The organism is Bradyrhizobium sp. 14AA (assembly GCF_054185205.1).
This window is the reverse complement of sequence record NZ_JAVAYM010000012.1, coordinates 181,190-206,350: the sequence shown is the minus strand read 5'-3', so window position 1 is coordinate 206,350 and position 25,161 is coordinate 181,190. Positions and strand designations below refer to the sequence as shown.

22 protein-coding genes are annotated in these 25,161 nt (G+C 65.3%); 9 read left to right on the top strand and 13 right to left on the bottom strand.

What is annotated here, in order from left to right; all coding sequences use genetic code 11:
• Positions 1–2: 2 nt before the first annotated feature.
• The 8 genes from RAD15_RS22505 to RAD15_RS22470 are packed head-to-tail and all read right to left on the bottom strand — an operon-like array spanning position 3 to position 8,364.
• Positions 3–722 (bottom strand): ABC transporter ATP-binding protein, encoded by a 720-nt coding sequence (locus RAD15_RS22505; protein WP_458180369.1) that lies wholly within the window; start codon positions 720–722, stop codon positions 3–5.
• Positions 715–1,470, bottom strand: a complete 756-nt coding sequence (locus RAD15_RS22500; protein WP_458180368.1) for an ABC transporter ATP-binding protein — start codon at positions 1,468–1,470, stop codon at positions 715–717. Before RAD15_RS22500 ends, RAD15_RS22505 begins: the two co-directional genes overlap by 8 nt.
• Entirely contained in the window at positions 1,467–2,465 is a 999-nt protein-coding gene (locus RAD15_RS22495) for a branched-chain amino acid ABC transporter permease (protein WP_458180367.1), read from the bottom strand. Before RAD15_RS22495 ends, RAD15_RS22500 begins: the two co-directional genes overlap by 4 nt.
• A complete protein-coding gene (locus RAD15_RS22490; protein ID WP_458180366.1) occupies positions 2,462–3,337 on the bottom strand; it encodes a branched-chain amino acid ABC transporter permease in 876 nt (291 codons plus the stop codon). The genes RAD15_RS22495 and RAD15_RS22490 overlap by 4 nt, the downstream gene beginning before the upstream one ends.
• 11 nt (positions 3,338–3,348) lie before the next feature.
• Entirely contained in the window at positions 3,349–4,590 is a 1,242-nt protein-coding gene (locus RAD15_RS22485; protein WP_458180364.1) for an ABC transporter substrate-binding protein, read from the bottom strand.
• Between the two features lie 23 nt (positions 4,591–4,613).
• Positions 4,614–6,989 (bottom strand): xanthine dehydrogenase family protein molybdopterin-binding subunit, encoded by a 2,376-nt coding sequence (locus RAD15_RS22480; RefSeq protein ID WP_458180363.1) that lies wholly within the window; start codon positions 6,987–6,989, stop codon positions 4,614–4,616.
• Complete coding sequence (locus RAD15_RS22475) at positions 6,986–7,507, bottom strand: (2Fe-2S)-binding protein (protein WP_458180362.1); 522 nt, start codon at positions 7,505–7,507, stop codon at positions 6,986–6,988. Before RAD15_RS22475 ends, RAD15_RS22480 begins: the two co-directional genes overlap by 4 nt.
• The gene (locus RAD15_RS22470) at positions 7,504–8,364 is read right to left on the bottom strand and encodes an FAD binding domain-containing protein (RefSeq protein ID WP_458180433.1); all 861 of its coding nucleotides are present in this window, start codon (positions 8,362–8,364) and stop codon (positions 7,504–7,506) included. The genes RAD15_RS22475 and RAD15_RS22470 overlap by 4 nt, the downstream gene beginning before the upstream one ends.
• A 256-nt stretch (positions 8,365–8,620) precedes the next feature.
• Here RAD15_RS22470 and RAD15_RS22465 point away from each other — a divergent pair, with 256 nt between their 5' ends.
• Positions 8,621–9,241 (top strand): TetR/AcrR family transcriptional regulator, encoded by a 621-nt coding sequence (locus RAD15_RS22465; RefSeq protein WP_458180432.1) that lies wholly within the window; start codon positions 8,621–8,623, stop codon positions 9,239–9,241.
• On the opposite strand, the gene hutU is transcribed toward RAD15_RS22465, so the two are convergent.
• From hutU to hutI, 3 genes are read right to left on the bottom strand one after another with little or no spacing between them, the layout of a single operon-like run.
• Entirely contained in the window at positions 9,242–10,912 is a 1,671-nt protein-coding gene (gene hutU / locus RAD15_RS22460) for a urocanate hydratase (RefSeq protein WP_458180361.1), read from the bottom strand.
• Positions 10,913–10,924: 12 nt separating this feature from the next.
• Positions 10,925–12,484, bottom strand: a complete 1,560-nt coding sequence (hutH, locus tag RAD15_RS22455; RefSeq protein WP_458180360.1) for a histidine ammonia-lyase — start codon at positions 12,482–12,484, stop codon at positions 10,925–10,927.
• A complete protein-coding gene (hutI, locus tag RAD15_RS22450) occupies positions 12,481–13,695 on the bottom strand; it encodes an imidazolonepropionase (protein WP_458180359.1) in 1,215 nt (404 codons plus the stop codon). Before hutI ends, hutH begins: the two co-directional genes overlap by 4 nt.
• An 82-nt stretch (positions 13,696–13,777) precedes the next feature.
• Between hutI and RAD15_RS22445 the strand changes: the two genes are divergently transcribed.
• The 7 genes from RAD15_RS22445 to RAD15_RS22415 all read left to right on the top strand — a co-directional run bounded on the left by RAD15_RS22445 (position 13,778) and on the right by RAD15_RS22415 (position 20,846).
• Entirely contained in the window at positions 13,778–15,136 is a 1,359-nt protein-coding gene (locus RAD15_RS22445; protein WP_458180357.1) for a formimidoylglutamate deiminase, read from the top strand.
• On the top strand, positions 15,133–15,861 hold the full coding sequence (gene hutC, locus RAD15_RS22440; protein WP_458180356.1) for a histidine utilization repressor: 729 nt from the start codon (positions 15,133–15,135) through the stop codon (positions 15,859–15,861). The genes RAD15_RS22445 and hutC overlap by 4 nt, the downstream gene beginning before the upstream one ends.
• Positions 15,862–15,966: 105 nt before the next feature.
• Positions 15,967–16,911 carry an ABC transporter substrate-binding protein gene (locus RAD15_RS22435; protein WP_458180355.1) on the top strand — a complete coding sequence of 315 codons (945 nt, stop codon included), beginning with the start codon at positions 15,967–15,969 and terminating at the stop codon, positions 16,909–16,911.
• A 70-nt stretch (positions 16,912–16,981) separates the two neighbouring features.
• Positions 16,982–17,755 carry an ABC transporter permease gene (locus RAD15_RS22430; RefSeq protein ID WP_458180354.1) on the top strand — a complete coding sequence of 258 codons (774 nt, stop codon included), beginning with the start codon at positions 16,982–16,984 and terminating at the stop codon, positions 17,753–17,755.
• Positions 17,752–18,537, top strand: a complete 786-nt coding sequence (locus RAD15_RS22425) for an ABC transporter ATP-binding protein (protein WP_458180353.1) — start codon at positions 17,752–17,754, stop codon at positions 18,535–18,537. The genes RAD15_RS22430 and RAD15_RS22425 overlap by 4 nt, the downstream gene beginning before the upstream one ends.
• A complete protein-coding gene (locus tag RAD15_RS22420) occupies positions 18,530–19,762 on the top strand; it encodes a hydantoinase/carbamoylase family amidase (protein WP_458180352.1) in 1,233 nt (410 codons plus the stop codon). Before RAD15_RS22425 ends, RAD15_RS22420 begins: the two co-directional genes overlap by 8 nt.
• A gap of 163 nt (positions 19,763–19,925) precedes the next feature.
• Positions 19,926–20,846, top strand: coding sequence for a catalase family peroxidase (locus tag RAD15_RS22415; RefSeq protein WP_458180351.1), 921 nt, complete (start codon positions 19,926–19,928; stop codon positions 20,844–20,846).
• Positions 20,847–20,880: 34 nt separating this feature from the next.
• Here RAD15_RS22415 and RAD15_RS22410 read toward each other — a convergent pair whose 3' ends face one another.
• Positions 20,881–21,807, bottom strand: a complete 927-nt coding sequence (locus tag RAD15_RS22410; protein WP_458180350.1) for a helix-turn-helix domain-containing protein — start codon at positions 21,805–21,807, stop codon at positions 20,881–20,883.
• Between the two features lie 156 nt (positions 21,808–21,963).
• A complete protein-coding gene (gene bamA / locus RAD15_RS22405) occupies positions 21,964–24,477 on the bottom strand; it encodes an outer membrane protein assembly factor BamA (protein ID WP_458180349.1) in 2,514 nt (837 codons plus the stop codon).
• Positions 24,478–24,772: 295 nt separating this feature from the next.
• Between bamA and RAD15_RS22400 the strand changes: the two genes are divergently transcribed.
• Entirely contained in the window at positions 24,773–25,138 is a 366-nt protein-coding gene (locus RAD15_RS22400) for a hypothetical protein (RefSeq protein WP_458180348.1), read from the top strand.
• Positions 25,139–25,161: the final 23 nt, after the last annotated feature.

Genomic DNA, 25,161 nt, shown 5'->3' with positions numbered 1-25,161 from the left:
AGTCAGACCGCGCAGTAGCGCTCCTGGATGTCCTTGTCCGCGAGCAGGGCCGCAGCGCTGCTCTGGTGCACCACCTCGCCCTGGTCGATGATCACGGCGCGGTCGGCCAGCCGTAGCGCCCATTCGACGTTCTGCTCGACCAGCAGCATGGTCTTGCCTTCGTCGCGCAGGCGGCGGAACAGCACGCCCATCTCCTCGACCAGCACCGGCATGATGCCTTCCGAGGGCTCGTCGAGCAGGATCATTTTTGGCTTGGCGATCAGCGCGCGGGCAATGGCCAGCATCTGCTGCTCACCGCCGGAGAGCGTCACGCCCTCCTGGTCCAGGCGCTCCTTCAGGCGCGGAAAGGTTTCGGCGATCTCGTCGATGGCCGCGCGCTCGTCGATCTCGCTGCCGGCCGCGACGAGGCCGAGCCGCAGATTCTCGCGGACCGACAGGCCGGGGACGATGCGACGCTCCTCCGGCACATAGGCGAGGCCAAGATGGAAGCGCTGATGGGCACGCAGCGGCAGAAGCTCCCTGCCCGCAAAGCGCACCTGGCCCGCAGCCTTCGGCATCAGGCCCATCATCGCCCGCAAGGTCGTGGTCTTTCCGGCGCCGTTTCGCCCGACGAGGGCGACCACCTCGCCCTCCTCCACGTGAAGGAAAATGCCGTGCAGGACATGGCTCGCGCCATACCAGGCGTTCAGGTCGTTGATTTCGAGCAGCGCGCTCTCAGCCATAGCCTTCACTCTGTCCGAGGTAGACCCGGCGCACTTCCGGGTTGCTCCTGATCTCGTCGGGCGCGCCGTCGGCGAGCAGGCGGCCGTGATGCAGCACCACGACCCGCTTGGACAGGCCCAGCACCATCTTCATCTTGTGCTCCACCAGAAGCACGGTGCGCTTGTCCGCGAGCCGCTCGAGCAGACCGACCATCTCCTTGGTTTCCTCGGGTCCCATGCCGGCAGTCGGCTCGTCGAGCAGCAGCAGCTCCGGCTCCGAGACCAGCGCGATCGCGATCTCCAGCGCCCGCTGCTGGCCATGCGACAGGAATTTTGCCAGTTCGCTTCGCTTGGCCAACAGTCCGACCGCTTCGAGCGCCGCGTCGGCGCGCGCGTTCAGTTCAGTCAGCCGGGCACGGTTGCGCCAGATGTCGAAGCTCACGGTCAGCGCCTGGGCTGCCACGCGCACGTTCTCGTGCACGGACAGGTCAGGGAAGATGTTCGTGATCTGGTAGGAGCGCGAGATGCCCTGATGCACGAAGCGGTGCTGCGGCAGGCCGTTCAGCTCACGTCCCCTGAAGTGCAGCTTGCCCGACGTCGGCGTCAGTGCGCCGGAGAGGATGTTGAAGAACGTGCTCTTGCCGGCGCCGTTCGGTCCGATGATCGAGGTGAGCTGTCCCGCCGCAAAGGACACGGTGATGCCTTCCAGCGCGACGAAGCCGCCAAAGCGTCTGCCGATCCCCTCGGCGCGAAGCAGCTCGCCGCTCATTGCTGCACCTTTCCGATGCCGATTGCGTCCAGCAGCGTTCCCCAGATCCCCTTGGGCAGGAACAGCACGAACAGCACGAAGATCGCGCCGACGAAGATCTGCCAATGCGGCGTCCAGAGCGAGATGACGTCCTCCAGGATCAGGAAGCTCGCCGCTCCGACAAAGGGCCCGAAGAAACTGCGGGCGCCGCCGAGCAGCACCATCATCACAATCATGCCCGAGGTCTGGTAGTGCAGGATGTCCAGCGGCACGATCGACAGATGCAGCGCCAGCATGCAGCCGCCGAGCGAGGAGATCGCGCCCGAGAGCATGAAGACGATCAGCTTGCTGCGCTCGACGTCATAACCGCACGCCCGCGCCCGCTGCTCGTTCTCGCGGATCGCCTCGATGACCGCCCCGAAGGGGGAATTCAGGATGCGCGACTGGAACCACATGGCCAGCGCCGCGAAGGCCATCAGCACGTAATATTTGTTGACCGGGTCGAGGAAATTGACCTGCAAGCCGAGCAGGTTGATGCGGTCGACGGTGAAGCCGCGCAGGCCGTTCTCGCCGCCGGTGAAGGACGAGGCCTGGAGCGCGACGTAATACACGAGTTGGGCCAGTGCGAGCGTCACCATGGAGAAATAGATGCCGCGGGTCCGCGTCGAGACGAGGCCGATGAGAGCCGCGAGACACGTGCTGAGAAGCACGGCGATCGGAACCGCTGCGAACCACGGCACGCCATAGCGGCCGATTGCAATGCCGGTGAAGTAGGCTCCAGCGCCGAAGAACGCGGCCTGGCCGAACGACAGCAGCCCGGTGTAACCGAACAGCAGATTGTAACCCATCACCACGACGCCGTAGATCAGGACGTTGACGGCCAGCGCTTGCGACGGTAGCAGCCACGGCAGCACGGCCAGCACCGCGATGGAGAGCAGCACACGCTGGTCAAGGACCCAGCCGAGCCCGCTGACCGCGGGTTTGGCGACTGCCTCGCCGGACGATGGTGACGTCACGCCGTCCTCCCTCTCACGCCGAACAGGCCTTGCGGGCGGATCAGCAGCACGACCGCCATCAGCGCGAACATCACGATGGTCGCCATTTCAGGCGCAAACAGCGCCACCATGCTGATGGAGATGCCGACCATGAGGCCGGCGACGACCGCTCCGACGATCGAGCCAAGGCCGCCGATCACGGTGACGACGAAGGCTTCCGCGAGCACCAGCGAGCCCATCTCCGGATTGACGCTACGCATGGGGCCGGCGAGTACACCGCCAAGTGCAGCCAGACCAACGCCGAGGCCGAAGATCGCGAGCCAGACGCGGCCGATATCAACGCCCAGCACCTGCATGATGGTGGGATCACGAGCGCCCGCACGCACGATCAGGCCGACGCGGGTCTTCTCCAATGTCAGCCAGAGCACCAGCAGCACCACCGCCACCAGCGCGATGACGAACAGGCGGTAGCGCGGGAAGAAGCCGATGCCGAGGTCGAGCACGCCGATCAGCTGCGGCGGGGTCGGAAACGGGATGCCGTCGCTGCCGAACACGATGCGCACGCCTTCGACCAGGATGTAGCTGAGGCCGAAGGTGAGCAGCAGCGGATCGTCGATCGAGCGTCCGTAGAGCCTGCGGATCAGAACGAACTCGATCGCCATCCCGAAGGCGCCGATCAGGATGGGCGCGAGCAGCAATCCCCACCAGAAACTTCCGGTGAGAGAGGCCAGATACAGCCCCGCATAGGCGCCGATCATGAACAGAGCGCCATGGGCGAAGTTCACCACCCCGAGCATGCCGAACACGATCGTCAGTCCAAGCGCAGTGATCACCAGGACCGCCCCAAGGGTGATCCCGGAGATAAGCTGCATGATGATCAGCGACAGGTCCATCGTCACAAGACTTAGGTGGCGTGGCCGAGCTCGCTGCAGCTGCGCAGCATCTCGTCGGAGCCGGTGTCGTTGGCGAGAATGGCGAACAGATCGTTGTCGTTCGCCATGGCGGATTTCTTCTTGGACTCCAGCACCAGCACCGACTGCACCGACTGGTGGTCGCATTTGCGATAGTGCTGCGGACCCTTGGTCAGATCGTATTGCAGCTTCTCGAGGGCATCGACGACCTTGTCGGTGTCGGTGCCGCCCGCGGCCTGCATGGCTGCCAGCAGCGATCCGACACCGGAATAGCCGTAGGCGCCGTAATCGGTCGGGATCGCGCCGCCATTGGCGGCCTTGAAAGCCGCATTGAAGGCGGCTGCCGACTTGCTCTGCGTCTCCAGGCCCCAGTAGTAGTTGGCGCCGCCGACCACGCCTTCGAACACGTCGGGGCCGACCGCGAGCCGCTGGTTGTGCAGGATGACGGGCACCACGATTTTCATCTGCTGCTTCACGCCGAAATCCACGGCCTGCTTGATCGCGTTGGCTTGGTCGCGGCCGAAATTGGAGATGCAGAGCACGTCAGGCCGCATCGACATCAGGCGCGGCATGAAGGTGGAATAGTCGGCCGCGCCGAACGGGTGCAGGATCTCGCCGACATTGTCGGCGCCGATCGTCGCCTGTGCACGCTTGAAGCCGCGCAGCATCTCGTGACCGTAGGCGTAGTCCGCGACGAGATGGGCGACCTTCATGCCCTTCTTCAGGGTCTGCCGCGCCACCGCAGCGGTGGTCATGTGCGGATTGAGCGCCTCGTGGAAAGTGTACTTGCTGAAATCCTTGGCCTCGTTGATGGTGTCGGATTGGCTGATCGAAACGTAGATCACGCCGCGGGCCCGGGTGACCTCGTTGACCGCGAGCTGCACGGCGCTAGAGAGCGCGCCGACCACGGCGTGAACCTTGTCCTTCTCGATCAGCTCGAGCGTACGCGTTGCGGCCTCGCCGGCATTGAGCTTGTCATCGCGCACCAGAAGCTCGACCTTGCGGCCACCGATGCCGCCCTTGTCGTTGACGAGCTTGACGGCGAGCTCGGCGCACTTGACCTGGTCGCGCGCTTCCGCGGCGAACGGCCCGGTCAGCGGCGTCGGAAAGCCGATGCGGATCGTCTCGTCCGCGGCGCGGCCGAGACGGGGCATGGCGAGCAGGGCCGCGCTTGCCGACAGGCCGGCGAGCGCGGTGCGGCGGGATATTTTCGGGATCGAACCGGATTTGGGCATGACTTCCTCCAACTGTCTTTTTTCTAGAAACGCTTCAGGGCTTTCAGGACTTTTGTCGGCGTGATCGGGATCGAATTGATCGCTGCACCGAACGGCGCGAGCGCATCGTTGACGGCGTTGAGCACGCAGGCGGACGCCGCCGCGGTGCCGGCCTCGCCGACGCCCTTGGCGCCGAGCTCCGTGTCGGCGGTCGGCGTCTCGACATGCGCGATCACGATATCAGGCATCTCCATCGGCATCGGAACGAGGTAATCGGCGAGCGAGCCGTTCATGAGCTGGCCGGTGTCGCTGTAGCGGCACTCCTCGAACAGGGCCGCGCCGAGCCCCTGCACGATGCCGCCGCGCAGCTGCTCGTCCACCAGCATCGGATTGATGACGCGACCGCAATCCTCGACGATGAAGTGCTTCAACACCTTGATGAAGCCGGTTTCGACATCGACCTCCAGCGAGCAGCCCTGAATGCCGTTGGTGAATGCAAAGGGATAGCCTTGCGGGGCGAAGTGATGGCTCACCGTGAGCTGCGCCTGCGTACCCGGCGGCAGCGTGTCGGAGCGGAAATAGGCAATGCGCGCGATCTCGGAGATCGGCATCCGCTGATTCCCAGTCGCGGCGTCGACGACCTCGCCATCGATGATGTCGAGCGCCGAAGGCTGCTCCTGAAGGATGACTGCAGCGATCTCCAGGATGTTGCGCTTGAGCACGCGCGTGGCCTGCAGCGCGGTCTCGCCGCCAATGCCGGCGCCGCGGCAGGCCCAGGTCGCGCCGCCATGCGGCGTGACTTCGGTATCCCCAGTGATGACCTTGACGTGCTCCTGCGCGATGCCGAGCTGATCGGCGACGATCTGGCTGATGATCGCCTCCGTGCCCTGCCCTTGCTCGGTGACCGAAATCAGGCAGCGCACCTCGCCCGACGGCGTCAGGCTGAGAATCGCGCCGTCCTGCGAAGAGATGCGCGCACCACCGACGCCATAGAATGCCGGACTCGGATTGGTGATCTCGACAAAAGCCGCGATGCCGATACCGCGATAGATGCCGCGCTTGCGCAAGTCAGTCTGCTGGGCGCGCAATGCATCGTAGTCCATCAGCTCGTGCAGGCGCTTCAGGCAGACCTGATGCGACAGCGCCTCGAAGCGGTAGCCGGTCGGCGATGTCTGCGGATAGGCATCATCGGCGATCACATTCTGCGCGCGGATGGCAAAGGGATCGAGGCCGATCTTGCTTGCTGCCATGTCGACCAGCCGCTCCGTGACGGCGCAGGCGATGGGGTGACCGACGGCGCGATACTGGCTGGTCTGCACCTTGTTCTGGAAGATCACCTCCAGCGCGGCGCGATAGTTCTTGAAGCGATAGGGCGCGCCGATCAGGCGGATCACCTGGTTGCCCTCGACCACGCTGGTGCGCGGATAGGTCGAGAACGCGCCGACCGCGGTCAGATCCAGGACATCCATCGCCAGGATCTCGCCCTTGGCATCCAGCGCCATACGCGCATGAACACGATGGTCGCGGGCGTGGATGTCGGAGACGAAGGACTCCATGCGATCGGCGACGTACTTCACGGGCCGCCCCAGCAGGATCGAGAGACCGACCACCGCCATGTCCTCGTGATAGACATGCAGCTTCATTCCGAAGGAGCCGCCGATATCAGTCGCGACCACGCGGACGCGGGCCTCGGGAATGCCGTAGTGGCGCGAATAGAGATCCTGGAACTGATACGGCGTTTGCGTGGCGTGATGCACGGTGAGCGCACCGGCGGCGGGATCGTAATCGGCAACGATGGCACGCGGCTCCAGCGTCACCGCGGTGTGACGGCCGAAGGAAAACTCCTCTTCGACCACATAGGCCGCGTTCGCGAAGGCGTCGTTGACGGTGCCGTTGTCCAGCTGGCTGCGGAAGCAGACATTGTTGGCGCTGCCGGGATTGATCACCGGGCCACCGGGCTCTCGCGCGCCGTCGATGTCGGCGACGACAGGAAGGTCCTCGTAGTCGACCTCGATCAGCTCCAGCGCATCTTCCGCGATCGCCCTGCTCTCGGCAACGACTGCAACCAGGGCCTGACCGGCCCAGACCACGCGATCCAGCGGCAGCGGCAATTGCGGCGCCGAGGTCATGCCCTTGAAATGATCGAGCGTCCCGGTCCAGGGCGTGCATATCCTTGCGAGATCGGCTCCCGTCGCAACAAGATGTACGCCTTCGAGCGCGCGGGCCTGCTCGGTATTGATCGAGACGATCTTCGCGTGCGCATGTGGACTGCGCAGGAAGGCGGCGTACAGCATGCGCGGCAGCCGGAGGTCGCTGATGTAACGCCCGCGGCCCGCGAGCAGCCGCTTGGCGTTCGGCCGCGGCACCGAACGGCCGATATAGGAATTCGGGCGATCGAGCGAGGTCAGCGGCGCGCTCATGTCGCGCCTCCTTCGCTGCGCGCTTTGGCGACTGCGGCGATGGCGTCGACGATCGCTTCATACCCGGTGCAGCGGCAGTAATTGCCCGACAGGGCGTCGCGGATGTCCTCGCGGCTCGGCTGCGCCACCTGCAAGAGCAGCTCGTGGGCGTTGACCAGCATTCCGGGCGTGCAGAAGCCGCATTGCAACGCGTTGCGGCGGTGGAATTCGGCCTGGAGGTCGGCGATCACACCGCTCTCAGTGAGCCCTTCGATGGTGTCGATCCTGGCGCCGTCGGCCTGCACCGCGAACATCAGGCAGGAATGCACGGCGCGGCCGTCGAGCTGCACCAGGCAGGCGCCACAGGCACCCATCTCGCAACCGGCATGCGTGCCGGTCAACTCGAGCTCCTCGCGCAGGCAATCGACCAGCGTCGCGCGCGTCGCGACCTCGCAGGCGACCTTGCGGCCGTCGACGACGAAGCGGACCCGCACGGTCTCGTCCGCGCCATCCAGAAGCGTTTCGTCAAAGCCGCTCATGCGCCCTCCCCGAGACGCCTGAGCAGGCGGCCGAGCAGCACGCGGGCGAGATGCAGCCGCATCGCCGGCGGCACCTCGTCGCTCTCCGGTGGCGCGAGATCGCCTTCGAGCGCGGCTTGCGCCGCGGCAATGCGTTCCGCATCCAGGCTTGCGCCGATCAGGGTTGCTTCAGCCCGCTTCACCCGCATCGGCGTGTTGCCAACGGAGAAGAAGGAGATGCGGATATCGTCGATGCGATCGCCGGTGCAGGTCGCAAGCACGCCGCAACCGACCAGCGCATAATCCCCGCGCCGCCTCGCCAGTTCGTCGAACGCAAAGCGCTGGTCAGCCCTGAACAACGGAACGTAGATTGCGGTGATCAGCTCGCCGGGCTGCAGCGCCGTCTCGAACAGGTCGATGAAGAAGTCGTCGGCCCTGACGCGCCGGTGGCCCGAAGCCCCCATGATCTCGATCTCGGCATCGAGCGCCAGCGTCATCGCGGGAAATTCGGATGCGGGGTCGGCGAGCGCGACGCTGCCACCGAACGTGCCGCGGTTGCGGATGGCGGGATGGGCGACGAAGGGCGCGGCGGCATGCAGCAGCGGCGCGAACTCGGCGATCAGCGGCTCGCTCAACATCTCGCAGTGGCGGGTCAGCGCACCAATGCGCAAGGTGTCGCCCTCGCGCCTGACGCCGCGCAGCTCGTCAATGTGCGTGATGTCGATCAGGAGCCGCGGCGCCTGCAGCCGCAGCGACAGCGCCGGCACGAGGCTCTGGCCCCCGGCAATGAAGCGCGCGTCATCGCCGGCGCGTGCGTGAGCATCCAGCGCCTGGTCGATCGTCGCAGCACGAAAATAGCTGAAAGCCCTCGCCTTCACTGCCGTTTCCTCGAGATCCATCGGCTCATCAGCCGGGATGCCCAGATTTGTAACCATCTGGTCTCAAAATCCTGACATGCCGCCGAGGGACGGTCAACAGGAAATGACCATTTGGTCACAAATGCGCCTTGCGCTATGAAGGCAGCTGGACGGACGATTTAGCGACGAAATGGCCCGAAAAGCGCACAAGACGGCGAAGCGACCGGCCCGGAAGCGAACCGAGGCAGGCGGCAAGTCCGCGCCAAAGCGCCGCAACATGCGCGCGGCCGACCGCGAGCGCGCGATCGTGGACGAGGCGATCCGCTTCTTCGCCGAGCACGGCTTCGAGGGCCAGACCCGCGAGCTCGCCAGGCGCATGGGCATCACGCATTCTGCGATCTATCGCCACTTCCCGAGCAAGGAAGCGCTGATCGAGCGGGTCTACCAGGAGGTCTATCTCAGCCGCTGGTCGCCCGACTGGGGGCCGATGATCCGCGATCGTTCGCGATCGCTGGAGGCGCGGCTCACGCGCTTCTATCTCGACTATGTCGAACGCGTCTTCGAATACAATTGGGTACGGATCTTCGTCTTCTCCGGCATGAAGTCGTTCGGCATCACCGGCCGCTATCTCGACATCGTCAGGCGCGAGATCATCGAGCCTGCGGCCGCCGAGCTGCGCCACGATCTGAAGCTGCCCGATGCCAAGGCCCGCCCGCTCAGCGAACGCGAGACGGAACTGTTCTGGGGCCTGCACGGCCGCATCTTCTATCTCGCCATCCGCAAGTTCATCTATGAAACGCCGATCCCGCCCGATCTCGATGCGATCGTCCGCGACGCCGTCGAGACCTTCATGGACGGCGCGAAGACGACGATGCCGAAGCTGCTGGTGAGCGGGTAGCTACTTCGACAGGCTCGGCAGATCGAGCCCCTTGTCACGGGCGCAGTCGATCGCGATGTCGTAGCCCGCGTCGGCATGGCGCATGACGCCGCTGGCCGGATCGTTCCAGAGCACGCGCTCGATGCGCTTTGCGGCTTCGGGCGTACCATCGGCCACGATCACCATGCCGGCGTGCTGCGAATAGCCGATGCCGACGCCGCCGCCATGATGCAGCGAGACCCAGGTCGCGCCGCTGGCGCAATTGAGCAGCGCGTTGAGCAAGGGCCAATCGGACACCGCATCCGATCCGTCCTTCATCGCCTCGGTCTCACGGTTCGGACTTGCCACCGAGCCGCTGTCGAGATGATCGCGGCCGATCACGATCGGCGCCTTCAACTCGCCTCGCGCCACCATCTCGTTGAAGGCGAGGCCGAGCCGGTGACGGTCGCCGAGGCCAACCCAGCAGATTCGTGCCGGCAGGCCCTGGAACTTGATGCGCTCCTTCGCCATGTCGAGCCAATTGTGCAGGTGCTTGTCGTCAGGCATCAGCTCCTTCACCTTGGCGTCGGTCTTGAAGATGTCCTCGGGATCGCCCGACAGCGCGGCCCAGCGGAACGGCCCGACGCCGCGGCAGAACAAGGGACGGATATAGGCGGGCACGAAGCCGGGGAAATCGAACGCGTTCTTCAGGCCCATGTCCTGCGCCATCTGGCGGATGTTGTTGCCGTAGTCGAGCGTCGGGATGCCCTGCGCGTGGAAATCCAGCATGGCCTGGACGTGCTCCACCATCGAGGTTTTTGAGGCCCGCTCGACCGCCTTCGGATCGGACGCGCGCTTGGTTTCCCAATCGGCGAGCGTCCACCCCTTCGGCAAATAGCCGTTGATCGGATCATGCGCGCTGGTCTGGTCGGTGACGATGTCGGGCTTGGCGCCACGGCGGACCAGCTCGGGGAATATTTCCGCGGCATTGCCGAGCAGGCCCACCGAGACTGCCTTCTTCGTCTTCGCGGCTTCCGCCATGATCGCCAGCGCCTCGTCGAGCGTCGCGGCTTGGCGGTCGAGATAGCCGGTGCGCAGGCGCATCTCGATGCGGCTCGGCTGGCATTCGACCGCGAGCATCGAAGCGCCGGCCATGGTCGCGGCCAGCGGCTGTGCGCCGCCCATGCCGCCTAGCCCGGCGGTGAGAATCCATTTGCCGGCAAGGCTGCCGCCGTAATGGCGCCGGCCGACCTCGACGAAGGTCTCGTAGGTGCCCTGCACGATGCCTTGGCTGCCGATATAGATCCAGGAGCCCGCCGTCATCTGGCCGTACATCATCAGGCCCTTGCGATCGAGCTCGTTGAAATGATCGAGCGTCGCCCAGTGCGGCACGATGTTGGAGTTCGCAATCAGGACACGCGGGGCGTCGGCGTGGGTGCGGAACACACCGACCGGCTTGCCGGACTGAACCAGCAGCGTCTCGTCATTCTCGAGCTTGCGCAAGGCGGCCGTGATCCGGTCAAAGCTCTCCCAGTCGCGCGCGGCGCGGCCGATGCCGCCATAGACGACGAGCTCGCTCGGGCGCTCGGCGACATCAGGATCGAGATTGTTCATGAGCATGCGCAGCGGCGCTTCGGTCAGCCAGCTCTTGGCGCTGATGTCGCTGCCGCGCGGGGCGCGAATGGTGCGGTCATTATCCAGTCGGCGGTTCATGCGGAACACCCTTTAGTCAAGTCGCGGAAACGGATCGGTTGGAAGCATGGTCAGCGCCACGATCGGCAGCGCATCGGCCTCGACGAGCGCGGCGGCCTTGGCAAGATCACCGGCCATGTAGCGGTCGGCGCCGAGCGCGGGCACCTGTTCACGAAGCGCGGCGATGACGGCACCAAGAGGCACGCTCGTCGCATGCGGCGCGCGCAGCGTGATGCCTTGGGCGGCGACCAGAAGCTCGATGCCGAGTATGGCGGCGAGATTGTCGGCCATGTCCGACAAGCGACGCGCGGCATGCGCGGCCATCGAGACGTGGTCTTCCTGATTGGCGCTGGTCGGCGTCGAATCGATCGAGCAGGCAGCCGCGCGCTGCTTGTTCTCGGCATAGAGCGCGGCGGCCGTAACCTCTGCGATCATGAAGCCCGAATTGATGCCGGGATCGGGGGTCAGAAACGGCGGCAGGCCGAAATTGAGCGCGGGATCGACCAGGGTTGCAATGCGCCGCTCGCTGATCGCACCGATCTCCGACAGCGCGAGCGCGATTCCGTCGGCGGCAAACGCTACCGGCTCGGCGTGGAAGTTGCCGCCGGAGACGATCTCGCCGGTCTCAACGAGAACCAACGGATTGTCGGTGACGGCATTGGCCTCGACGATCAGTGTCCGCGCGGCCTGCGTGATCAGGTCTAGCGCCGCGCCCGCGACCTGCGGCTGGCATCGCAGGCAATAGGGATCCTGCACGCGCTCGTCGCCTTCGAGATGCGACAGGCGGATATCGCTACCGTCCAGCAGCGCGGTCAGCGTCGCGGCCGCGGCGATCTGGCCAGCATGGCCGCGCAGCGCCTGGATTTCGGGACGGAACGGCGCCGTCGACGCCATCGCCGCATCCACCGACAGCGCGCCGGTGACGAGCGCCGCGCGCGCCAGGCGAAATGCTCGCAGCACGCCGCAAATTGCATAGGCGGTCGAGAACTGCGTACCGTTGATCAGCGCAAGGCCTTCCTTGGGACCAAGCGTCAGCGGCGCAAGGCCGGCGGCGGCAAGCGCCTCGCTACCGGACACGGTCTTGCCGTCGACGATTGCCTGTCCCTCACCGATCATCACCGCCGTCATATGCGCGAGCGGCGCGAGATCGCCGGAGGCACCGACCGAGCCCTGCTGCGGCACCAGTGGATAGACGCGCCGCGCCAGCATGGCCTGCAACTGCTCGATCACCTCGCGGCGCACGCCGGAAGCGCCACGTCCGAGCGAGACGATCTTCAGCGCCATCATCAGACGGACGATCGGCTCGGGCGTCACTGGCCCGACGCCGCAGCAATGCGAGACGATGAGGTTGCGCTGGAGCAGCGCGGTCTGGTCGGGCGGAATACGCTTTGAGGCCAGCTTTCCGAAGCCGGTGTTGATGCCATAGACGGGTGCATCCGCTCGCGCCGCCTTCGCAACAATCTCCGCAGCCGCTTCGACGCGCGGCCAGAACGACGGATCGAGGAGGACAGGAGCGCCCTCGAGCACCCGCGCGAGATCGTCGAGGCTGACCGCTCCCGGCTTGACGACGATTGACGTCCCCTGCTCGGTCACTGTCCCCTCCACACCCGGCCGTACAGCGGATTGAAGCCGATGCGATAGACGAGCTCGGCGGGGCGCTCGATGTCCCAGATCGCAAGATCGCACCATTTGCCGGCCTCTAGCGTGCCGGTCTCATCGAGCACGCCGAGCGCCCGCGCGCCTTCGCGAGTGACACCGGCGAGGCATTCGGCGACATTCATCCGGAACAGCGTCGCGCCCATGTTCATCGCGAGCAGGAGCGAGGTCAGCGGTGAGCTGCCAGGATTGCAGTCGGTCGCGAGCGCCATGGGAACGCCATGCTTGCGGAACGCCTCGACCGGCGGCTTCTGCGTCTCGCGGATGAAGTAGAACGCGCCGGGCAGCAGCACCGCCACCGTTCCGGCCTTCGCCATCGCAGCCGCGCCAGCCTCGTCGGTATGCTCGAGGTGATCGGCGGAGAGCGCCGAGAATTTCGCAGCGAGCGCTGCGCCGCCGAGGTTCGACAGCTGGTCGGCATGAAGCTTGACTGGTAAGCCAAGCCCTCTCGCCGTCTCAAACACCCGCGTGGTCTGCTCGGCCGAGAACGCGATGCCTTCCATGAAGGCATCGACGGCATCGGCAAGACCCGCCTTTGCGACCGCCGGCAGCATCTCCTTGCAGACGAGATCGATGTAGCGATCCTTGTCGCCTCCGGCCTCCGGCGGCAGCGCATGGGCGCCGAGGAAGGAGGTGCGGATCGCAACCGGCCGCTGGCGGCCGAGACTGCGCGCGGCAGCGAGCTGCCGCATCTCGGTCTCGCGATCAAGGCCATAGCCGGACTTGATCTCGACCGTGGTCGCGCCCTCGCCGATCAGCGCATCGAGTCGCGGCAGCGCGCTTGCCACAAGCTCGGCCTCGCTCGCCTTGCGCGTCGCGGCCACCGTCGAGACGATGCCGCCGCCGGCGCGCGCGATCTCCTCGTAGCTCGCGCCCTTCAGGCGCAGCTCGAATTCATGCGCACGGTTGCCGCCATAGACGAGATGAGTGTGACAATCGACGAGGCCCGGCGTGATCCAGCGCCCCTCGCAGTCCGTTCGCTTGATCGCGTCGGCATCAACGGGAAAGTCCGCCACTGCGCCTGCATATGCAATGTGGCCGCCGCGCGTGGCGATCACGCCATGCTCGATCTCGCCGAGATCGGGACGGTCGGCCCGCATCGTGGCGAGCCGGGCATTGTGCCAGATCCGGTCGAAGCGCTCTGCCATGCGACGGTCCCTTCGTGGGATGCTTGACTTATATGTCTAGACATATAATCGTAAGGTGGTTCTGTCCAGCCGGCGTGTCATCATGTCCCGACTGAATTTTGCCTCTGCGCTCCTGCCCTCGGGCTGGGCCAATGACGTGCAGGTGGTGATCACCGCCGGCGCGATCGCCGAGGTGACGCCGGGCGTGGCGCCGGCCGCGGGCGACGAGCGCCACGGGATCGCGCTTCCGGGATTGGCGAGCCTGCACAGCCACGCGTTCCAGCGCGGCATGGCCGGACTTGCGGAGCTGCGCGGCGACAGCACCGATACGTTCTGGACCTGGCGCGAGACGATGTACCGCTTCGCACTGGCGATGACGCCGGATGACGTTACCGCCGTTGCCACGCTGCTTTATGTCGAGATGCTGGAGCAGGGTTTTACCCGCGTCGGCGAATTCCATTATCTGCATCATGATCGCGACGGCTCACACTACGCCAACCTCGGCGAAATGGCCGCGCGCATTGCGCAGGCGGCGGAGGCGTCCGGCATTGCGCTGACGCTGCTACCGAGTTTTTATGCGCATGGCTCCTTCGGCGGCACCGAGCCGCATGACGGCCAGCGCCGCTTCATCTGCTCGGTCGATCAGTTCGCTGCGCTGATGGCCGCATCGCGAAAGGCGATCGCATCACTGCCAGACGCCAATATCGGCATCGCCCCTCACAGCCTGCGTGCGGTCACGCCGGACGAGTTCGCGGCCATCATTCCGCTCGCGGATGGCGGGCCGGTGCATATTCATGCCGCCGAGCAGGTGAAGGAGGTCGAAGACTGCCTGGCCTGGTCCGGGCGACGTCCGGTGCAGTGGCTGCTGGAGCACGCGCCCGTCGACCAGCGCTGGTGCCTCATTCACGCGACCCACACGACGGATGAGGAAGTCAGTGCATTCGCGGGCACCGGCGCGGTGGCCGGCCTCTGCCCCATCACGGAGGCGAGCCTCGGCGACGGCATCTTCCCCGCGCGTGAATTTCTTGCTGCCGGCGGCGCGTTCGGCGTGGGCACCGATTCCAACGTGTTGGTCGGCGTCGCCGACGAATTGCGCCAGCTCGAATACGGCCAGCGGCTCAAGCACCGCCAGCGTAACGTCCTCTCCGGCGGCGCAGGTCGCTCGACGGGACGCGCGCTGTTCGACCACGCACTCACGGGCGGCGCACAGGCACTGGCACAGACGACAGTCGGCCTCGCACCCGGCGCACGCGCCGACATCGTCACGCTCGACAACGCGCATCCGTCGATGGCGGGACGTCAGGGCGATGCCGTGATCGACGGCTGGATCTTTGCTGCCGGCAGCGGCGCGATCGATTGCGTCTGGGCCGGCGGCGACAAGGTCGTCGAAGGCGGCCGGCATCGGCTGCGCCCGGCCGCGCGCGAACGCTTCAACGCGACGGTGCGGAGGCTTCTCGCATGAGCCTCGCCACCGATGCCACCGACAAGCCGACGCTCTACAAGCGCATCCGCGCCGATATCGAGAAGCGTATCCTGACCGGCGAGTGGCCGCCCGGGCATCGGATTCCGTTCGAGCACGAACTCGTCGCCCGCTACGGCTGCTCGCGCATGACCGTCAATAAGGCGCTGTCGGAGCTGGCGCAGGCCGATCTGATCGAGCGGCGGCGACGTGCCGGCTCCTTCGTGCGCCGGCCGCAGCATCAGTCGGCCGTGCTCAAGATCGCCGACATCCGCGCCGAGATCACCGCGCTCGGCCGCGCTTACGGGTATGAGCTGATCGGCCGCAAGCTGCGCGCGGCGACCGCTGCCGACCGCGACCGTCTCGGCGTCAAGAAGGCCGGCAAGGTGGTTGCGATCACCTGCCGTCACAGCGCCGACAACGTGCCCTTTGCCGTCGAGGACAGGCTGATCGATCTTGCGTCCGTGCCTGACGCAGCGACCGCGGATTTTTCGCGCGAGCCGCCCGGCTCCTGGCTGCTTCACCATGTCCCATGGACAGAGGCCGAGCACACGATCAGCGCCATTGTGGCGGACGATCGCACGGCGGCGGCGCTCGACATCACGGTCGGCGCGCCCTGCCTCGTGATCGACCGCTATACCTGGCGCAGCGCACGCACAATCACCGCGGTGCGCCTGCTCTATCCCGGTGACTCTCACCGCCTTGTCGCCCGATTCAAGGGGGGCTGAGAGGATATGTCGGCACAAATCGTGCAACGCTTCGGGCAACGGTCCATATGGACCGACAGAGATCAACAGGACGTCAATCCATCGATCGGCAAGAGGACGACAATCATGCGTAGTTCGACAATTTTTGCGACAATCATTGCGCTTGCGGCCACCACCCCCGTGCTCGCCGACGACGTCAAGGTCGGTATCGGCATCTCGGGGTGGACCGGCTTCGCACCGCTGACGCTGGCGAAGGAGGCGGGCATCTTCAAGAAAAATGGCCTCGACGTCGCCATCAAGAAAATCCCGCAGAAGGATCGCCACCTCGCGATCGCGTCCGGCGACATCCAATGCGCGGCGACCACCGTCGAGACCTGGATCTCCTGGAACGCCAACGGCGTCGCGACCAAGCAGATCTTCCAGCTCGACAAGAGCTTTGGCGCCGACGGCATGGCCGTGCGCAACGACGTCGCCGCGATCAAGGACCTGAAGGGCAAGACCGTCGCCGCCTCCGCGCCCGGCACCTCGCCGTATTTCGCACTGGCCTGGATGCTCAAGAAGAACGGTCTCACCGTGAAGGACGTCACCGTCGTCAACCTCGAGCCGGCTGCGGCCGCGCAGGCTTTCGTCTCCGGCCAGAACGACGCCGCGATGACCTATGAGCCGTATCTGTCGACCGTGCGCGCCGCGCCCGACAAGGGCAAGATCATCGCCACCACGCTCGACTACCCGATGGTCATGGACACCTTCGGCTGCACGCCGAAATTCCTCGCCGAGAATCCCAAGGCCGCCAAGGCGCTTGCCGACAGCTATTTCGAGGCGCTCGACATGATCGCCAAGGACCAGGCCAAGGCCTATGAGATCATGGGCGCCGACGTGAAGCAGAGCGGCGAGCAGTTCGGTAACTCGGCAAAATATCTGCGCTGGCAGGACAAGGCCGCGAACCAGAAGTTCTTCGCGGGTGATTTCCTGACCTTCAACAAGGAGGCCGCCGAGCTCCTGCTCGAGATCGGCATCATCAAGGCCGCGCCGAAGGTCGAGGACCTCTTCGACGCGAGCTACATCAAGTAAACTCTCCACGAGCTTCCGGCCCCGTCTTGCGGCGGGGCCGGCAATTTGTTCACCGCCCGGATAGGTATCGATGCGTCCCCTGGATCCCGTGACGTCGAAGCAGCGCGTGGCCTACGGCCTTGCATTCTTCGTGCTGTTCGTTGCCCTCTGGTCGTGGGCCACGCTCGGCGGCCATGTCTCGAAAACCTTCCTCGCCAACCCGCTGACCATGGTGCAGGAGGGCTATGACCTGCTCGCCAAGCAGGGGTTCGTCTACGATATCGGCATGACGATCTGGCGCGTCGTCGGCGGCTTCGTGCTGGCGGCGATCATCGCGGTGCCGCTCGGCGTGCTGATGGGCGCCTACAAACCGGTTGAAGCCTTCCTCGAACCCTTCGTCTCGTTCGCCCGCTATCTGCCCGCCTCCGCTTTCATCCCGCTTCTGATCCTGTGGGCCGGCATCGGCGAGTTGCAAAAGCTGCTCGTCATCTTCATCGGCTCGGTATTTCAGGTCATCCTGATGATCGCCGTCACTGTCGGCACAACGCGGCGCGATCTGGTCGAAGCAGCCTACACACTCGGCGCCAGCGACCGCGGTATCATCCGCCGCGTACTGCTGCCCTCCTCCGCGCCCGAGATCGCGGAGATCCTGCGGCTGGTGCTGGGCTGGGCCTGGACCTACGTCATCGTCGCCGAGTTGATCGGCTCGTCCTCGGGCATCGGCCACATGATCACCGACAGCCAGGCGCTGCTCAACACCGGCCAGATCATCTTCGGCATCATCGTCATCGGGCTGATCGGCCTCCTCTCGGACTTCCTGTTCAAGGCGTTCAACGCCTGGCTGTTTCCGTGGAGGCTGGCATGACCACGCTCAAGATCGAACAGGTCTCGCGCACCTTCCCCGCGCGCCACGGCAACGCGCCGACCAGGGCGCTGGAGCCGACCGATCTCGTCATCGGCAACAACGACTTCGTCACCATCCTGGGCCCCTCCGGCTGCGGCAAGTCCACGCTGCTTCGCATCGTGGCGGGCCTCGACCGTCCGACCAGCGGCCGCGTCACGCTCGACGGGCGCGAGGTCACCGGCCCCGGTGCGGATCGCGGCATGGTGTTCCAGTCCTACACCCTGTTTCCCTGGCTGACCGTGCGCGAGAACATCGCCTTCGGCCTGCGCGAGCGCGGCGTATCCGAGGCGGAGCGCCACAAGATCGCCGACGCCTTCATCCGTCAGGTCGGCCTGTCCGGCTTCGAGAACCATTGGCCGAAGCAGCTCTCCGGCGGCATGCAGCAGCGCACGGCAATTGCCCGCGCGCTCGCCAACGATCCAAAGATCCTGTTGCTCGACGAACCGTTCGGCGCACTCGACAACCAAACCCGCGCCCTGATGCAGGAGATGCTGCTCGGGATCTGGGAGCGCGACCAGAAGACGGTGCTGTTCGTGACTCACGACATCGAGGAGGCGATCTTCCTCGGCAGCCGCGTCATCGTCATGAGCGCGCGTCCCGGCCGGATCAAGGCCGAGATCAATGTGGACCTGCCGCATCCGCGCTCCTACAAGATCAAGACCACGCCCGAATTCGTCCAGCTCAAGGAACGGCTGGTCGAGGAGATCCGCACCGAGGCGCTGAAGGTTGCCGAACATGCCTGACGCTCAACCGCTCGCCGACGGCCAGCGCGTTCTCGCCGACCTCAATGCGCTGCGCGCCATCGGCACCTACAAGACCGGCGTGCACAAACCGACGTTCTCCGAGCCGCACAGGCTTTCGCTGGAGTGGCTGGTTCAGAAGCTGCCCGAAGCTGGCCTCTCCGCGGCGATCGATGGCATCGGCAACGTCTTCGGCACCAGCGCGAAGCCCGGGCCGAAGCTGCTGGCTGGCTCGCATCTGGAGAGCCAGAACTATGCCGGCTGGCTCGATGGCCCGCTCGGCGTCGTTTATGCGCTCGAAGCCGCGCGCGTGCTCAACGCCGATCCATCGCTCAAGGGCGCGGTCGAAGTTGCCGCCTGGTGCGACGAGGAAGGACATTTCGGCCACTTCCTCGGCTCGCGCTCCTATGTCGGGCAGGTGACCGAGGCCGACGTCGATGCCGCGCGCGACCGCACCAGCGGCCGCAGCATGCGCGATGCACTCAGCGACATGGGGCTCGCCGGACGCCCACGCGTCACCGCCGAGCCGGGACGACATGTCGGGTATCTGGAGGCGCATATCGAGCAGGGCGACACGCTCGAAAGCGGCAGCCTCGCGATCGGCGTCGTGACCTCCATCGTCGGCATCTGGCAATACCGGATCAATTTTGTCGGCGAGCAGAACCACGCCGGCACCACGCGCATGGCGGCACGCAAGGATGCGGGTCTCGCACTCGCCAGATTTTGCGTGGCCATCGACGAACGTTTTCCCGCCGCCTGCGGCCCTCGCACGGTGTGGACGACCGGTCGCATCACTCTCGATCCCGGTGCGCCGAGCATCATTCCGGGCGGAGCAGAAATGCTGTTCCAGATCCGCGACGATGATCCGGCGACCATTGCGCGGCTGGAGCAGTTGCTGCGGACCATGGCGGACGAAGCCAATGCGCACGGCCCCTGCACCGTCACCGTGGAGAAGCTGCGCACCGGCGCGCCGGCCATGATGAACTCCGGCTTTCAGGATGCGATCGAAGCCGCGAGCAAGGCCGTTGCGGGCGGCCGCTCCATCCGTATGCCCAGCGGCGCCGGCCATGACGCGCAGATGCTTGCGACCGTCATGCCCGCGGGCATGCTGTTCGTGCCGTCGATCGGCGGCATCAGCCACCACTGGACCGAAAACACCGCCGACGCTGATATCGTCACCGGCGCAGAGGTGTTTGTCGACGCCTGCCGACGGATACTGAGCGCTTAGGCGAGCGCGGTCCTCCCGCACCCGGCTGACAGGGATCGCGACCAAACGCATTTGTTCGATCTTGCACGCAGCTTGAGCAGGATCGGGCAACGTGCGATCGATTTGGGAAAGACACTGGTTCGCACAATACCTAGCCTGCCCGCCCCACGCGAGAAGGCTCACCATGTCCGACGTCCCCGCCGCAACGCCCGCCTCCATTGTCGAAGCCCTGAAGGCCATCGCCGGCAATCCGCCGAAAGTGCGCGCCAGCTTCGCCAAGGGCCGGTGCGTTCGCGGAACATACACTCCCTCGGATCGGGCGGGGGAGGTCACGCGATCGCAGAGCTTCATAAGACCATCGCGCGTGCTGGCACGCTTCTCGGTCGGCGGCGGTCATCCTGACGTCGCCGATACCAACAATCTGGTGCTGCGCGGCTTCAGCTTCAAGCTCGGCAATGACGATTACCGATCCGACATGCTCATGGAGAGCGCGCCCGTGCATTTTGCACGAACGCTCGACCAGATGCTGGCCTTCCTTGAGGCGCGCATTCCGGGGCCCGATGGCAAGCCGGACATGGCGAAGGTCAAGGCGTTCTCGGCGGCCAATCCCGAGACTCTCAATCAGGCCAACTATGTCGCCGCACGTCCGCTGCCTGGAAGTCTTGCCGGCACGACCTATTGGGGCGTGCATTCCTTTCCCGCGACCAATGCGGAGAATGAGACGCGGTTCATCAAGTTCAAGGTCGTCCCGGCCGGCGGCGAGATCACCCTGAGCGAGGACGAAGTCCGGACGAAGCCGGTCGACTTCCTGCTGGACGATCTGCGCACGCGGATCGCCGCGGGCCACGCCCGCTTCAACGTGATGGCGCTGCTCGACCGCCCCGGCGATCCCACCATGGACGTGACCATGCGCTGGCCGGATGAGGATCATCGCGAGGAGGTGCGTCTCGGCACGATCGTGATCACGGGATTCGAGCCGAACGAAGCGTGCGACGCGTCCATCTTCAATCCGGCCAATCTCGCCGATGGCATCGGTCATCCGCCGGACGAGATCTTTGCCGCGCGGCGCGCGGCCTACACCATCTCGCTGACCAAACGTCGCTGAGGACGCAAGGACCGGCAGCGCCCGGGCCCACGTCTCACCGCTCGGGGGCGCCGAGCGCCTCCCGGCGCCATGCTGCCGGGCTGGCTCCGACAACGGACGAGAACACCCGCGTGAAGTGACTCTGGTTGGCAAACCCGGCCGAGATCGCGATCTCCGACAGCGGCAGGTCGCGAACGCTCATCAATTGCTTGGCAGCCTTCACCCGCTGATGAAGCAGCCATTGGTGCGGCGGCAGGCCGATGGAGATGCGGAATGCGCGCGAGAAATGGCTGACCGAGAGGTCGAGCTCGGCGGCGATCTTCTGCAGCGAGAGCTTGCCACCCAGGTCCGACTCGAGCCTCTCGCAGGCACGTCTCGCCTGCCACGGCGCGAGGCCGCCACGGGCAGGTCCAGCCGTGCGCTGAAGCCCGCCATAGGCATGGGCAACATGCGCGGTCAGACCGAGCATCATGTGGTCGATGAAGAGCTGGCTGGCTTCGTCCGGCCGGCGCAGCCCGTTTTGCAGCGAGGCCCCGATGTGACGAACCACTTCGTCGTCATGGCCGACGCCGATCCGGCAATCGAGCTCATCGACGCGCTTCGCACCGCATTGCTCGGCGATGCCGTCGAGTGCCGAGCGCGGAATGTAGAAAAACAGGGAGTGGAACGGCTTGTCGATCACATAGCGCGGATCGTGCTTGAGATCGTAGAGATAGGTCGTGCCGGCGCGGACGTCCGCCTTCATGACGCATCTGCCGCGCTCCCAGAGCTCGCAGTCCGGGTAGTCGTGAAGCTTCAGGCTGACGAGAAAGGCGTCTTCGGCGGTCAGCGTACCGGACAGACCGGGCACCGGACGGTCATTCCGGGTTTCGGTGACAGCGAGCTCGGCGCTGCGCAGCGAGCGCGTGACCAGGGAGGGCGGCGCCTCCTTTAAACGCAGGAACTGCCCGAGCCTCTGTCCGTAGGCGCCTGCCTGTGTCATCGGAGTGACCTTTCTGCGGAAGTCCGAGTGCAGGCCACAGTGTCCCGCAATTTTCGCGGTGCATTATCGAACATCCCCGAGCGGCTGTCCACGCGCCCAAGCCCGAACCCCATCACGCATTTTCACAAATGCACGATGCCGTCCCGGGGCGAATCGCTAGAATGACGTGCCGCCGCCGAACCTGAACTCCTGCACGATATCGTATTTGCCCTTGGTGAGCGGCACGGCATAGTCGAAGCGCAGCGGCCCGAATGGCGAGGCCCAGATCAGGCCGACGCCGACCGACGAGCGCACCGTGTTGCCGTCGTCATATTGCAGTCCGCAGGTCGGACAGGCCTTGGTGCTGACTTCGCCGGTGGCCGTCCACGACGTCGGCCCCTGGTACCCCCAGAGCGAGCCGGCATCGGCATAGACCGCGCCCTTCAAGCCGACTTCCTTGGGCAGGAACCAGAACGGCATCTGCAACTCCATCGATGCGCCCCAGTATTTCGTGCCGCCGAGCGCATCGCCGCTCGCGCCATAATTGTAGTAGGTGATGTCGCGCGGACCGATGCCGTTGGAGGCAAAGCCACGCACCAGGTTCGGGCCCATCTGGAAATGATCCAGCATGCGCAGGTCCTGATTGCCGAGCTTGCTGAGGAGACCACCCTGGAGGTGGATCACGCTGACGATATCGGAGACGAGCGGAGTGTAGTACTTGGTGTCCAGCGCCGTCTTCAGATAGGTCACGTCGCCACCCACCCCGGCAAAATCCTGACGGAAGTCGATCAGCAGTCCCTCCGTCGGGTTCTTGGTGTTGTCGAGCGTATTGTAGTTCAGCGTATAGCCGAGCGCCGATGTCCAGGTCGGGCCGTTCGCCAGCTCTTTCCGGACCGGCAGGCTGGACTCGCCGTCGCCGTAACAGCCGTATCCATAGAGGCTCGAATCGCTGCTGTTGGTCGGGTCCACGCCGCCCAGGACGTTCTTGATGTAGGCCGGCGTCGGGTTGAATGCGAGCGAGGTGTTCGACGCATTGTTGTTGCAGTTGTTGTAGACGCTGGCGAGCGTGATGCTCTGCTGATAGAGCGAGTAGCGAAGCTGGAGCGAGAGGTCTTCCCGCAAGGCGAGGCCGATGCGCGGCGAGAAGCCGAGCGTCGTCACGCCATAGCTGGTATAGCTGTTCGACTTCTGCTGCTTCCAATAAGTGTCGAAACCGAGCGCCATCCTGTAGTCGAGCAGGTACGGCTCGACGAACGACAGCGATATCCCGCGCGAATACTGGCCGTAGCTGACGGACGCCTTGGCATAGAGCCCTTTTCCGAGCAGGTTGCGCTCGGAGATCGAGACCTCGGCCAGCGCACCATCGCTCGTCGAGTACCCGCCCGAGATCGAGAAGTCGCCGGTCGATTTCTCCTCCATGTCGACGATCAGGATCACGCGGTCGCTCGACGAGCCGGGCTCGGTGACGATCTTGACGCTCTTGAAGTAGTCGAGGTTCTTCAACCGCCGTTCGGCGCGGTCGACCAGCGCCCGGTTGTAGGCATCGCCTTCCGAGATATCGAATTCGCGCCGGATCACGTAGTCGCGGGTGCGGGTGTTGCCGCGCAGGTTGATGCGCTCGATATAGGTCCGCGGGCCCTCGTCGATGTTGAACACGACCGAGACGGTGTGGGCCTCGAAATTGCGGTCGCCGCCGGGACGGACCACGGCGAAGGCATAGCCGCGGCGCGAGGCCTCGATCTGCATCTCCTCGGTCGACTTTTCGATCGATTCGACGTTGTAGAGCGCGCCCACGCTGACGCGTGAAAAGCTGCGCAGCGAGCCCGCGTCGAAATTGGCGATGCTTGAACGGAAATCGACGGAGCCGACACGGTACTGCTGACCCTCCTCGATCTTGAAGGTGACGAGGAAGCCTTTCTTCTCCGGATCGTATTCGGTCAGCGCGGCCACCACCTGGACGTCGGCGAAGCCGTGCTTGAGATAGAAGCGGCGGATCAGGTCGCGATCGGCCTCGACGCGATCGGGATCGTAGATATCGCCGCTGGCAAGGAAGCTCAGCAGGTTGGATTCGCGTGTCTTGATGACGTCGCGCAGGCGCGATGCCGAGAAAGCGCTGTTGCCGACGAACTCAATCGACTTGACGCCGGTCTTCGCGCCCTCCTCGACCGTGAAGATGAGATCGACGCGATTGTTCGGCTGCTCAATGATCTCGGGCGTGACGCGCACGTCGTAGCGGCCCGAGCGCCGATAGATTTCGGCGATGCGCAGCGTGTCGGACTGCACCAGCGCCCGGGAGAAGGTCCCGCGCGGCTTGGACTGGATTTCGGCCGAAAGCTGCTCGTCCTTGATCTTCTTGTTGCCCTCGAAGGCGACACGGCCAATCACGCCGTTTTCCACCACCGACACCACAACGCGGCCACCGGCCCGATTGATCTTCACGTCCTGAAACAGGCCGGTTCCGATCAGCGCCTTGAGCCCATCGTCGATCGCGGACTGATCGAGCCGTCCGCCTGGACCGGGCCTGAAATAGGAGCGGACCGTCTCGGCCTCGACGCGGCGGTTGCCTTCGACGACGATCGTCTCCACCGCCTGCGCGGCTGCCGGCCGCGGCAGCAGCACGAGGGGCAACGAACTCGCAATCGATACACCACTCACCACTGCAGCGACTAGCCAGGCCCGCAAAACCGACATTCCACACCTCAAGAGCACCTCCTGCTCTGAAACGAGACGGCTGTGGCCGCGGTGTGGCTTTCGGATTGCTGTACTGTTTCCGGTCGTTGAATTTGATTGGCCGATCAGCCGCGTGCGCGTTGCGGCCACGACGACTGCGCCGGCCATCGGCGGCGCCGACCGACATTGAATCCGCAGCGAACGCGGCTTGCCCAAGCGGAGGTTCAGCAACATCGCGTAACGCCCGAGTGCTTTACAGATTCTCAAGCCGGTGCGAGAGGCGACGACGTCAGGAACTCGCATGGGGTATTTGCCGATGAACGCGATTGTCACGACCGGAACGGTGCTGGTCGCCCTGCTCGCCTCGACCCTCTCCGCGCATGCCGCTACCACCGGCAAGCGCGATCAATCGCGAACGCCGCGTGCCGTCTACGAGTATGGTCCGCGCGGCCCCAACCAGTCCTACCAATCCGGTCCGCACACGCGCATCTATGTAAGCAAGCGGTCGTGGCTGGATGGAGGGACCGAGGTGCTTCCCGGTGAGCGCAAGTTTACCGATTATGCCTTGCCGCCGGGCACCTCGTTCGCCCGGGGAAACAACAACCGGCCGCTCGACCGCCAGCCCCTGAGCCCGGACTCGGATCTGGGCGGATCTGCGCAGAAGATTCCGATTTCGTGGTGAGCGGGCTGGTGTCCCGGACGCTC

Coding starts and splice junctions, on each gene's coding strand:
- RAD15_RS22430 (WP_458180354.1), top strand. CDS start 16,982: ATGCGTCCCCTGGATCCCGTGACGTCGAAGCAGCGCGTGGCCTACGGC.
- RAD15_RS22435 (WP_458180355.1), top strand. CDS start 15,967: ATGCGTAGTTCGACAATTTTTGCGACAATCATTGCGCTTGCGGCCACC.
- hutI (WP_458180359.1), bottom strand. CDS start 13,695: ATGGCAGAGCGCTTCGACCGGATCTGGCACAATGCCCGGCTCGCCACG.
- hutC (WP_458180356.1), top strand. CDS start 15,133: ATGAGCCTCGCCACCGATGCCACCGACAAGCCGACGCTCTACAAGCGC.
- RAD15_RS22490 (WP_458180366.1), bottom strand. CDS start 3,337: ATGGACCTGTCGCTGATCATCATGCAGCTTATCTCCGGGATCACCCTT.
- RAD15_RS22420 (WP_458180352.1), top strand. CDS start 18,530: ATGCCTGACGCTCAACCGCTCGCCGACGGCCAGCGCGTTCTCGCCGAC.
- RAD15_RS22480 (WP_458180363.1), bottom strand. CDS start 6,989: ATGAGCGCGCCGCTGACCTCGCTCGATCGCCCGAATTCCTATATCGGC.
- RAD15_RS22415 (WP_458180351.1), top strand. CDS start 19,926: ATGTCCGACGTCCCCGCCGCAACGCCCGCCTCCATTGTCGAAGCCCTG.
- RAD15_RS22400 (WP_458180348.1), top strand. CDS start 24,773: ATGAACGCGATTGTCACGACCGGAACGGTGCTGGTCGCCCTGCTCGCC.
- RAD15_RS22485 (WP_458180364.1), bottom strand. CDS start 4,590: ATGCCCAAATCCGGTTCGATCCCGAAAATATCCCGCCGCACCGCGCTC.
- RAD15_RS22505 (WP_458180369.1), bottom strand. CDS start 722: ATGGCTGAGAGCGCGCTGCTCGAAATCAACGACCTGAACGCCTGGTAT.
- RAD15_RS22465 (WP_458180432.1), top strand. CDS start 8,621: ATGCGCGCGGCCGACCGCGAGCGCGCGATCGTGGACGAGGCGATCCGC.
- RAD15_RS22425 (WP_458180353.1), top strand. CDS start 17,752: ATGACCACGCTCAAGATCGAACAGGTCTCGCGCACCTTCCCCGCGCGC.
- RAD15_RS22445 (WP_458180357.1), top strand. CDS start 13,778: ATGTCCCGACTGAATTTTGCCTCTGCGCTCCTGCCCTCGGGCTGGGCC.
- hutU (WP_458180361.1), bottom strand. CDS start 10,912: ATGAACCGCCGACTGGATAATGACCGCACCATTCGCGCCCCGCGCGGC.
- RAD15_RS22500 (WP_458180368.1), bottom strand. CDS start 1,470: ATGAGCGGCGAGCTGCTTCGCGCCGAGGGGATCGGCAGACGCTTTGGC.
- bamA (WP_458180349.1), bottom strand. CDS start 24,477: ATGTCGGTTTTGCGGGCCTGGCTAGTCGCTGCAGTGGTGAGTGGTGTA.
- RAD15_RS22410 (WP_458180350.1), bottom strand. CDS start 21,807: ATGACACAGGCAGGCGCCTACGGACAGAGGCTCGGGCAGTTCCTGCGT.
- RAD15_RS22475 (WP_458180362.1), bottom strand. CDS start 7,507: ATGAGCGGCTTTGACGAAACGCTTCTGGATGGCGCGGACGAGACCGTG.